This is a genomic window from Allotamlana fucoidanivorans (assembly GCF_006265225.1).
Taxonomy (GTDB): Bacteria; Bacteroidota; Bacteroidia; order Flavobacteriales; family Flavobacteriaceae; genus Allotamlana; species Allotamlana fucoidanivorans.
In genome coordinates this window covers 1-9,695 of the sequence record NZ_VDCS01000025.1, presented here as the reverse complement: position 1 = coordinate 9,695, position 9,695 = coordinate 1, and the positions used below count along the sequence as shown (strand labels likewise).

Here is a 9,695-nt window from a genome sequence, read left to right as displayed (position 1 = left end):
TTGGTTAGTTTGAAACCGCTCAGTAATCTCAAAATACTGAGCGGTTTTTTTATGATGCATCTAAAACACGCTTTACTTTGCCTGTTATTCAGTTCACTTCCTTTTTAGAACACTTCACTTAAAAAAACACCGTTTAGCCTTTGTATCTGGGGTATCTTTGACTCAAAGAAATAAAAATAGAATAAAAAATTAGGGGTTTTATAACACTTATACCCTATTACAGATATAAGACAATAGTAAGTTTTTCATATAGTTAGTTTGGTTAGTTTGAAACCGCTCAGTAATCTCAAAATACTGAGCGGTTTTTTTATGATGCATCTAAAACACGCTTTACTTTGCCTGTTATTCAGTTCACTTCCTTTTTAGAACACTTCACTTAAAAAAACACCATTTAGCCTTTGTATCTGGGGTATCTTTGACTCAAAGAAATAAAAATAGAATAAAAATTTAGGGGTTTTATAACACTTATACCCTATTACAGATATAAGACAATAGTAAGTTTTTCATATAGTTAGTTTGGTTAGTTTGAAACTGCTCAGTAATCTCAAAATACTGAGCGGTTTTTTTTTGACTGTAACGCTTATACAAAACCCTAATTATCAATTTCCGCTTCATTATCCCTTAAAGTCAAATCAATTACGATTTTAGACAGTTAACCTATAATAAATCACGCGCTGTAATCAAAACATTCTAAATTTACCCAAAATAAAAAAACAAAGTAAAGTGAAAACATTTAAGTATTTAGCCATTATAGTTGTGACACTAATGGTGACTGCAACCTCATGTAGTGATGATGATGACACACATGCTTTTCATTTAGAAAAAGGCATTGTTTTAACGGCAGAAGTCCCTGAAGAATTTGTTCACGGAAACAGGTATATCATTACAGGTACCGTAGCCTTACCCAATAGTTGTTATTTCTATTATGATCAATATGAGTACCTCTATGATGGTACTTCAAGGCTTATTTATCCAATAGTACATGTTGATGATGATGTGGCATGTGCTGACGTGTTCAAAGAGGCTACATTTTCAATTCCTGTAGAAGCCTTACAAAAAGAAACATATACCTTTAAGTTTTATCAAGGAGAAGATGCTGAAGGCGAAGCACAATTCTTGATACTAGAAGTCCCCGTTGTTGAATAGCTTTATAGTATAAAAGCACCTTAACGCTTAAAAAATACTATAGTTTGATTCGTTCAAAAAACCGCTCGGTCACCTCAAAAGACCGAGCGGTTTTTATATACCACCAAATAAACTTACTTCAAATACGCTAAAACATTTTGTTCTATACGTTCTTGGATATTATTCACATCTCCTTTTACAAAAGTTTCACCTGTAATGTTTTCGTAAAGTTCAATATAACGTTCTGAGACGCTTTCAATATAAGCATCAGTCATTTCAGGAACTGTTTGCCCTTCTAAACCTTGAAAGTTATTACTTATCAACCATTGGCGTACAAATTCTTTAGAGAGTTGTTTTTGCGGTTCGCCTTTGGCTTGACGCTCCTCATACCCTTCTGCATAAAAATAACGCGAAGAATCTGGGGTGTGTATTTCATCAATCAAGACTATTTGCCCGTTTTTGGTTTTCCCAAACTCGTATTTGGTATCTACCAAAATTAAGCCTCTTGAGGCCGCAATTTCTGATCCGCGTTGAAACAGTTTACGGGTATAATCTTCTAAAACCACATAATCGGCTTCACTTACAATGCCTTTAGCCAAAATGTCTTCACGAGAAATATCCTCATCATGGTCTCCCATTTCTGCTTTGGTAGCTGGCGTGATGATAGGCTCTGGAAATTTATCATTTTCCTTCATCCCTTCTGACATTGGCTCACCACAAAGCATACGCTTACCAGCTTTATACTCGCGTGCTGCATGCCCAGACATATAACCTCGTATTACCATTTCTACTTTAAAGGGTTCGCACAAATGTCCTACGGCCACGTTTGGGTCTGGTGTAGCGGTTAACCAATTAGGCACCAAATCTTCAGTGGCGGCCATCATTTTAGTAGCAATCTGGTTTAGTATTTGACCTTTGTAAGGTATGCCTTTTGGCATCACCACATCAAAGGCTGAAAGCCTATCTGTAGCTATCATGACCAATTCTTGGTCTTTGATGTTATAAACTTCTCTTACTTTTCCCTTATACACACTTTTTTGTCCTGGAAAATTGAAATTGGTATCTATTATGGTATTACTCATTATAATTTACATTTGACTACTCGCTTGTTGCTAAGTGCCTTATTGAACGGTTTATATTATGTTGTGTTACCCTGCCTTAGCCGCGATTAAGGCAATTGTTGGAGCTCCTCAAAGAGAGCGACTGCCGAAAGCGGGAAACAGCTACAAAAATAACTAATCTCTGTTTTCTATACTCTTGTAGGCTTCAATTACTTTTTTAACCAGTTTATGACGAATTACGTCTTTATCATCTAAAAACACAATGCCAACACCTTCTACATTCTTTAAAATTAGCAGCGCTTCTTTTAAACCTGAAATAGTGCGGCGCGGTAAATCAATCTGCCCTGGATCTCCTGTTAATAAAAACTTAGCGTTTTTTCCCATACGGGTTAAAAACATTTTCATTTGGGCATGAGTGGTGTTTTGTCCCTCATCAAGAATCACAAAAGCATTATCAAGCGTACGTCCGCGCATGAAGGCTAACGGTGCAATTTGTATGGTACCATTTTCAATATAATGTGCCAGTTTTTCGGGGGCAATCATATCGCGTAAGGCATCATACAAAGGTTGCATGTAGGGATCTAGTTTTTCTTTTAAATCCCCAGGTAAAAAACCAAGATTCTCTCCTGCCTCTACCGCCGGCCGCGTTAAAATGATACGCTTAACTTCTTTATTTTTTAGAGCCTGAACCGCTAATGCTATACCTGTATAGGTTTTTCCTGTTCCGGCAGGCCCAATAGCAAATACCATATCATTTTTACGCATCAGTTCTACTAGTTTGCGCTGGTTGGCAGTTTGGGCTTTTATCATTCTTCCTCCTACACCATGTACAATGGTTTCTCCACTGGCTTTTGAAGTGGTATAATCATCACTGCTTTGGCTAGTTAATACACGCTCTATAGTATTTTCATCTAATGTATTATACTTGGCAAAATGTTTTAGTAGCATGGTGATGCGTCTATCAAATTCCTCGAGCAATTCTTCATCACCAAAGGCTTTTATTTTATTGCCGCGTGCTACTATTTTTAGCTTCGGAAAGTATTTTTTTAGTAGTTCAATGTTAGTGTTGTGGGCTCCAAAAAACTCTTTTGGAGTAATCTCTTCAAGTTCTAAGATGAGTTCGTTCAAAGGCTTTTATTTTGGTTTATGGTTGTAATCTGATTAATTAAATTTTAAACTTCGTCAGACCAAATGATTTAATTAGTTTTGTATCACACCCAGTGATAATCAAAAATACATAAAATTGGGTGACTTAACCTTAAAAACATATCAACAATTTGTCCATGGCAATCATCACTTTAACAACTGATTTTGGGGAGAAAGATTACTTTGCTGGTGCGACGCGAGGCGCTATTTATAGTGAACTTCCAGATGTTAATATTGTTGATATCTCACATTCTGTTTCGCCTTTTAACATTCCCGAGGCAGCGTATATTATTCAAAATGCCTATGCGAGTTTTCCTAAGGGTACCATTCATATTATTGGTATTGATGCCGAAATAAATCCAGAAAACAAACATATTGCTATAAAGCTTGACGACCACTACTTTATCTGTGCTAACAATGGTATTATGAGTATGATTTGCTCCGAAATTGCCCCAGAACAAATTGTAGAAATTAACATTCATAATAAAATACAAACCAGTTTCCCAGTTTTAGATGTCTTTGTAAAAGTAGCTTGCCATATTGCAAGAGGTGGCACGCTTGATGTGATTGGTAAACGCATTAGCGAAATTAAACCCATTAAAAATATTGTACCTTACGTTAATGATGATAAAACACAGATTATTGGTAGTGTGATTTACATTGATAACTACGGAAATGTGGTTACCAATATTAAGAGAAACTTTTTTGAAACCATTCAAAAAGGAAGAGACTTTGAGATCTCGGCGCGCAATTATACCTTTAAAAAGATCTATCAGAAATACAGTGATCTTGTTAATTTTGATATTCCTGAAAACAAACGACATGACGAAGGCAGAAAACTTGTGGTTTTTAATTCGGGAAACTTTTTAGAAATTGCCGTATATAAAAGCAATAGTGAAACCGTAGGAAGCGCATCGACATTATTGGGTTTAGGTCTTATGGATGCTGTAAGCGTGAAGTTTACAACCAAACCTGTAATTCCAAAAGGCATTGAATTACCTAAAAACGTTCATAATATTCCAGATTTTGAATAATCGATACATCTGTTATGCTTGTTAGAATTGTAAAAATGGGATTTGACACCGCATATGTTGATACGTTTTTAAGGCAATTTCATGCCAGTAAACATAACATACGACAGTTTGAAGGCTGTATGTTTTTAGAATTGTATCAAGACCAACAAGACCCCTCCATTTTTTTTACCTACAGTTATTGGCAAACCGCTGCACATTTGGAAGCATACCGGCATTCAGACCTTTTTAAGTCCGTTTGGAGTAAAACCAAGCCTCTTTTTAATAGAAAGCCTGAAGCCTGGAGTGTTGATAAATTAGAATCTTTGGAATAAAATGGCACGAAAAGCACTGCTTATAATTGACATGCAAAAAGGATCATTCACACCTAAAACACCTAGGTTTGATACATTGGGAGTTTTATCAAGAATTAATACTTTGGCAAGTCAATTTAGGAAACGTCATTTTCCTGTAATACACATTCAACATGATGGTACAAAAGATTCAGAATTTATTCCAGGGACTTATGAGCACGAACTTTTAGATGGCTTAACAACGCATGATGAAGATTACTTCATAGATAAGTATGCTAATGATGCTTTTTACAAATCAAAACTACAATCCATACTTAAAGTACTAGAGGTTGAAACACTGTACATTACTGGTTGTGCTACCGATTTTTGTATTGAAGCTACCGTACAATCAGCGCTAACTAAAGACTATAACATTACGGTAGTGGCCGATGCGCATACCACAGGTGAACGGCAACATGTAAGTGCTAAGCAAATTATTCTTCACTACAACTGGGTGTGGCAAAATATGATAAATACTAAAGGAACACTTAAGGTAGAAGATTTTAAAACCATTAGTACATCACTATAAAAAATTAGATGAAAAATTTTACCTTTAGCCCAAACTCAAAACATCACTAAATGCTTGCCATTTTAAAAAAAGAAATTAATTCATTTTTTGCATCCCCAATTGGTTATTTGGTCATCTCCATTTTTTTAGTGTTAAACGGTCTGTTTTTATGGTTGTTTAAAGGCGAATTTAATATTTTAGATTATGGGTTTTCTGATGTATCGCCATTTTTTATGCTGGCGCCTTGGATTCTTATTTTTCTTATTCCCGCAGTGACAATGCGTAGTTTTTCTGATGAAAAAAAACAAGGTACTTTAGAGCTGTTACTCACCAAACCAATAGCGCACTTTAATATCGTTTTAGGCAAATATTTTGGAGCATTTATTTTAATTATCATAGCTCTTATACCTACCCTACTCTATGTTTATACCGTTTATCAATTAGGTAATCCTGTTGGTAATCTGGATATGGGAAGTACACTAGGGTCTTATTTCGGATTATTATTTTTGGTAGCTTCCTATACGGCTATTGGTGTTTTTGCCTCAAGCTTGTCTGACAATCAAATTGTAGCTTTTATAAGCGCTGTTTTTATTTGTTTCCTATTTTACATAGGTTTTGAAGGGGTTGCCGCCTTTACTTCTAGTCATTTTATAGAACAACTTAGTATGAGTGTGCACTTTAAAAGTATGAGTCGTGGTGTATTAGATACGAGAGATATTGTTTATTTTTTAAGCATCACGATATTCTTTTTAATGTTAACCAAATTAAATTTGAATACCTCTCAAAAATGATTTTAAGGCCTACCTTTATTATTTTAATTAGTATTGTATTTATTCTGGTATGGCTGTTTGTTAGAACCATTGACCACAGAAAATGGCTCACGTTATTAGTCAGTTTAGCTCTAACACCTATTGCTTATTTCTATGTGTTTTATCCGCTAATAAACATTTTTACTAGTTATCATCATGAGAAATATTTTGACGAAAATTCGTGGAAAGAACAGCCCGAGCTACGCTACGAAATGTTAAACCACATCCTGTCAAACCAATTGTTTGTCAATTCAGAAAAAGATAGTATTAAAACGGTACTAGGTAAAGCTGACTGGTTAGGTTGGGATGAGGCCACAAACAGTAAATCTGAAAATAAATGGAATTATAATTTAGGTTTTAAGCCTGGAGCTTTTAATGATAAACAAGAATGCTTGGAGCTTATTTTTAAAAACAATAAAGTAACCCAACTAAAAACCTATCAATTAGAAAAAGATTTTGAATAAAACGATAAAGCATATAGCCATAATACTTGTTGGTTTAGTCCTCATCAACAGCATTAGCCAAAACCTATACAAGCGTTTTGATTTAACAGCTGATAAACGCTATACACTAAGTGAATCTGCCGTAAACATTATTGAAGATTTAGATTCTCCCATAGTTATTGATGTTTTTTTAGAAGGCGAAGACTTTCCTTCTGAATTTAGACGGCTACAAAATGAAACACGTCAATTACTGGAAGAGTTCTCAGCAGAAAATAAAAATATTGTTTTCAGTTTTATCAATCCTTTGGAAGATGCATCTAATAGAGAACGCAACATACAACAACTTACAGAGCGCGGTCTAACCCCCATGCAATTGAGTGTTCAAGAACATGGAAAATCCTCTAATGCGGTTATTTTCCCTTGGGCATTAGCCAGCTATAAGGAACAAACCGTTATTATTCCATTAGTAAAAAATAAGATTGGCGCCTCACAGCAGGAATTGGTAAGCAACTCGGTGCAGCATTTAGAATATGCTTTTGCCGATGGTTTTAGTAAGCTAATAAACCCTAAAAGTAAAAAAATTGCCATTTTAAAAGGTAACAGACAACTTGAAGATATATATATTGCCGACTTTGTTAAAAAACTTGGAGCGTATTATTACATAGCTCCTTTTACCTTAGACAGCGTTTCAAACAATCCACAAAAAGTGCTACGAGATATTAGCAATTTTGATTTAATCATTTCAGCTAAACCAACTGAAGCATTTTCTGAAGCAGAAAAATTAGTGTTAGATCAATATACCATGCAAGGTGGCAAAAGCCTTTGGATGATTGATGCCGTGGCTATGGAAAAAGATAGCTTGTACAATGCCAACGGCATGAACGTCGCTATTCAAAGAGACTTAAATTTAACAGACTTTTTCTTTAAATACGGGGTACGCGTTAACCCTTCAATAGTGAGTACGCTGTATTCGGCTCCCATTACTTTAGCTATGGGTGAAGGTAGCCAGGCTCAATTTCAGCATTTACAATGGCCTTACTCGCCATTAGCTGGCTCCAATAAAAACCATCCTATTGTCAATAATTTGAATTTGGTGAAATTTGATTTTGCTAACCAAATGGATACCTTGAAAAATGCTGTTAAAAAAACCATTCTCTTAGAATCTGCGCCACTCTCAAAACTTGAAGGCACACCGCGAGAAATTAATTTAGAGCTAGTCACTAAACCACAAGATCCTCAGTCATTTAATAAAGGCAACCAAACACTAGGTGTATTATTAGAAGGCACATTCCCTTCGGCTTATGCCAACCGCATTAAACCGTTTAAGCTAGCCCAAGGCCTTGATAAAAGTGTTCCTACTAAAATGATAGTGATTGCTGATGGTGATATCATTAAGAATGACGTGCTACGTGGTAAACCTCAGGAATTAGGCTTTGACCGATGGACTGGTCAAGTTTACGGGAATAAAGAATTTTTACTCAATGCCGTAAATTACTTATTAGATGATAACGGACTTATAAACATTCGAAGCAAGGAAATTGCTATTGCTTTTCTAAATCAACAAAAAATAGCCGATGAAAAAACCAAGTGGCAACTCATAAACATCTTATTACCACTACTCTTACTCGCTATTTTTGGTTTCACTTTTAATTCATTTAGAAAGAAAAAATATGCCGCTTAAATGTTAATAAGTTTGTTTCCAAATCTTAAGCGTTTAGAATATATTTGTAAGTAATAGATTGTCAACATAAACGAAGTAAATTGTTTATTTTAAAGCTATTATTCAGATATAATCACAAGATTTAAACTGACATTCAATTTTAAAACAACATTAGAAAAACCATAATATCTTCAGATGAAATTTATAGTATCAAGTACTTATTTATTAAAGCAACTACAGGTTTTGGGTGGTGTTATAAACAGTTCAAACACGTTACCTATTTTAGATAATTTTTTATTTGAATTAAACCATAATCATTTAACTGTTTCTGCCAGTGATTTAGAAACTACCATGTCTTCTACTCTTGAAGTAGAAAGTGATTCAGAAGGTAGTGTAGCCATTCCTGCCAGATTGCTATTAGATACTTTAAAAACATTTCCTGAACAACCTTTAACCTTTGTTATAGAGGATAACAACACCGTTGAAATTAGCTCAAACCATGGTAAATATGCTCTGGCTTATGCTAATGGTAAAGAGTTTCCAAAAGCCGTAGCGCTTGAAGATCCTAGTAAAACAGTAGTGACTGGTGATGTTTTGGCAACCGCGATAAGTAAAACTATTTTTGCTGCGGGTAATGATGATTTACGCCCCGTAATGAGCGGTGTGTTTTTTCAGTTTTCAACCGAAGGCTTAACCTTTGTTGCTACAGATGCGCATAAACTAGTAAAATATACACGAGAGGATATTAAAGCCAATCAGGTGGCTGAATTTATTATGCCTAAAAAACCTTTAAACTTATTAAAAGGCATTTTAGCTGCCAGTGAAGATGATGTAACCATTGAATACAACGAAAGTAATGCGAAATTCACCTTTGAAAATTCAGTACTTATTTGTCGTTTAATTGATGGTAAATACCCTAATTATGAAGCGGTGATTCCCAAAGAAAATCCAAATAAATTAGTAATTGGCAGAAACCAGTTTTTAAATTCTGTACGTCGGGTTAGTATTTTCTCTAACAAAACAACACACCAAATAAGATTGCGTATAGCGGGTGCCGAACTTAATATTTCTGCCGAAGATATTGATTACAGTAACAAAGCTGAAGAGCGTTTAACTTGTGATTATCAAGGTGACGATATGCAAATTGGTTTCAATTCACGTTTTTTAACTGAAATGTTGAATAACTTAAGTTCTGATGATGTACAATTAGAAATGAGTATGCCAAACCGCGCTGGTATTTTAACCCCAATTGATGGGCTTGATGAGGGCGAACAGGTGACTATGCTTGTCATGCCAGTGATGTTAAATAGTTAAACAAACTAAACGCCTGTACAAACAGGAACTTGATATAAAAAAAAGCAGTAGCCAAATGATTACTGCTTTTTTTATTACTTAAATCGAAAAATAATTTTTTCCTGTTGAACTTGTTCAACTTTATTACCCTTTTTATTCTTGTCTAAGTTCAATTAATAAGTGCAACACGAATATTTAAAATAGATGGGGCTAGCCCCATCTATTTTAGGCTCAATATTTATATTCGTTTTGGATGAAACATTATAAACAATTGACCTTACCACAAA

10 protein-coding genes are annotated in these 9,695 nt (G+C 34.9%); 8 read left to right on the top strand and 2 right to left on the bottom strand.

The annotated features are described in order from the left end of the window. Positions 1–723: 723 nt before the first annotated feature. A complete protein-coding gene (locus FGF67_RS16385) occupies positions 724–1,146 on the top strand; it encodes a hypothetical protein (protein ID WP_139698843.1) in 423 nt (140 codons plus the stop codon). A 113-nt stretch (positions 1,147–1,259) separates the two neighbouring features. On the opposite strand, the gene FGF67_RS16380 is transcribed toward FGF67_RS16385, so the two are convergent. Beyond that, entirely contained in the window at positions 1,260–2,207 is a 948-nt protein-coding gene (locus FGF67_RS16380; RefSeq protein WP_139698842.1) for a phosphoribosylaminoimidazolesuccinocarboxamide synthase, read from the bottom strand. Positions 2,208–2,360: 153 nt separating this feature from the next. Then, positions 2,361–3,314: a PhoH family protein gene (locus tag FGF67_RS16375; RefSeq protein ID WP_139698841.1), complete on the bottom strand. Its 954-nt coding sequence runs from the start codon at positions 3,312–3,314 to the stop codon at positions 2,361–2,363. Positions 3,315–3,469: 155 nt separating this feature from the next. Here FGF67_RS16375 and FGF67_RS16370 point away from each other — a divergent pair, with 155 nt between their 5' ends. The 7 genes from FGF67_RS16370 to dnaN all read left to right on the top strand — a co-directional run bounded on the left by FGF67_RS16370 (position 3,470) and on the right by dnaN (position 9,429). Further along, positions 3,470–4,366 (top strand): SAM hydrolase/SAM-dependent halogenase family protein, encoded by an 897-nt coding sequence (locus FGF67_RS16370; RefSeq protein WP_139698840.1) that lies wholly within the window; start codon positions 3,470–3,472, stop codon positions 4,364–4,366. Between the two features lie 14 nt (positions 4,367–4,380). Beyond that, the gene (locus FGF67_RS16365; protein ID WP_139698839.1) at positions 4,381–4,677 is read left to right on the top strand and encodes a putative quinol monooxygenase; all 297 of its coding nucleotides are present in this window, start codon (positions 4,381–4,383) and stop codon (positions 4,675–4,677) included. A 1-nt stretch (position 4,678) separates the two neighbouring features. Further along, the gene (locus FGF67_RS16360) at positions 4,679–5,224 is read left to right on the top strand and encodes an isochorismatase family protein (RefSeq protein ID WP_139698838.1); all 546 of its coding nucleotides are present in this window, start codon (positions 4,679–4,681) and stop codon (positions 5,222–5,224) included. A 50-nt stretch (positions 5,225–5,274) separates the two neighbouring features. Further along, positions 5,275–5,994 carry a gliding motility-associated ABC transporter permease subunit GldF gene (gene gldF / locus FGF67_RS16355; protein ID WP_139698837.1) on the top strand — a complete coding sequence of 240 codons (720 nt, stop codon included), beginning with the start codon at positions 5,275–5,277 and terminating at the stop codon, positions 5,992–5,994. Beyond that, complete coding sequence (locus FGF67_RS16350) at positions 5,991–6,476, top strand: hypothetical protein (protein ID WP_139698836.1); 486 nt, start codon at positions 5,991–5,993, stop codon at positions 6,474–6,476. Before gldF ends, FGF67_RS16350 begins: the two co-directional genes overlap by 4 nt. Further along, entirely contained in the window at positions 6,469–8,136 is a 1,668-nt protein-coding gene (gene gldG, locus FGF67_RS16345; RefSeq protein WP_139698835.1) for a gliding motility-associated ABC transporter substrate-binding protein GldG, read from the top strand. The genes FGF67_RS16350 and gldG overlap by 8 nt, the downstream gene beginning before the upstream one ends. 174 nt (positions 8,137–8,310) lie before the next feature. Then, positions 8,311–9,429 (top strand): DNA polymerase III subunit beta, encoded by a 1,119-nt coding sequence (gene dnaN / locus FGF67_RS16340; protein WP_139698834.1) that lies wholly within the window; start codon positions 8,311–8,313, stop codon positions 9,427–9,429. Positions 9,430–9,695: the final 266 nt, after the last annotated feature.

Excerpts from the sequence above, each read along its gene's own strand:
- FGF67_RS16350 (WP_139698836.1), top strand. The coding sequence starts at position 5,991 with ATGATTTTAAGGCCTACCTTTATTATTTTAATTAGTATTGTATTTATT.
- dnaN (WP_139698834.1), top strand. The coding sequence starts at position 8,311 with ATGAAATTTATAGTATCAAGTACTTATTTATTAAAGCAACTACAGGTT.
- FGF67_RS16380 (WP_139698842.1), bottom strand. The coding sequence starts at position 2,207 with ATGAGTAATACCATAATAGATACCAATTTCAATTTTCCAGGACAAAAA.
- FGF67_RS16365 (WP_139698839.1), top strand. The coding sequence starts at position 4,381 with ATGCTTGTTAGAATTGTAAAAATGGGATTTGACACCGCATATGTTGAT.
- gldF (WP_139698837.1), top strand. The coding sequence starts at position 5,275 with ATGCTTGCCATTTTAAAAAAAGAAATTAATTCATTTTTTGCATCCCCA.
- FGF67_RS16370 (WP_139698840.1), top strand. The coding sequence starts at position 3,470 with ATGGCAATCATCACTTTAACAACTGATTTTGGGGAGAAAGATTACTTT.
- FGF67_RS16360 (WP_139698838.1), top strand. The coding sequence starts at position 4,679 with ATGGCACGAAAAGCACTGCTTATAATTGACATGCAAAAAGGATCATTC.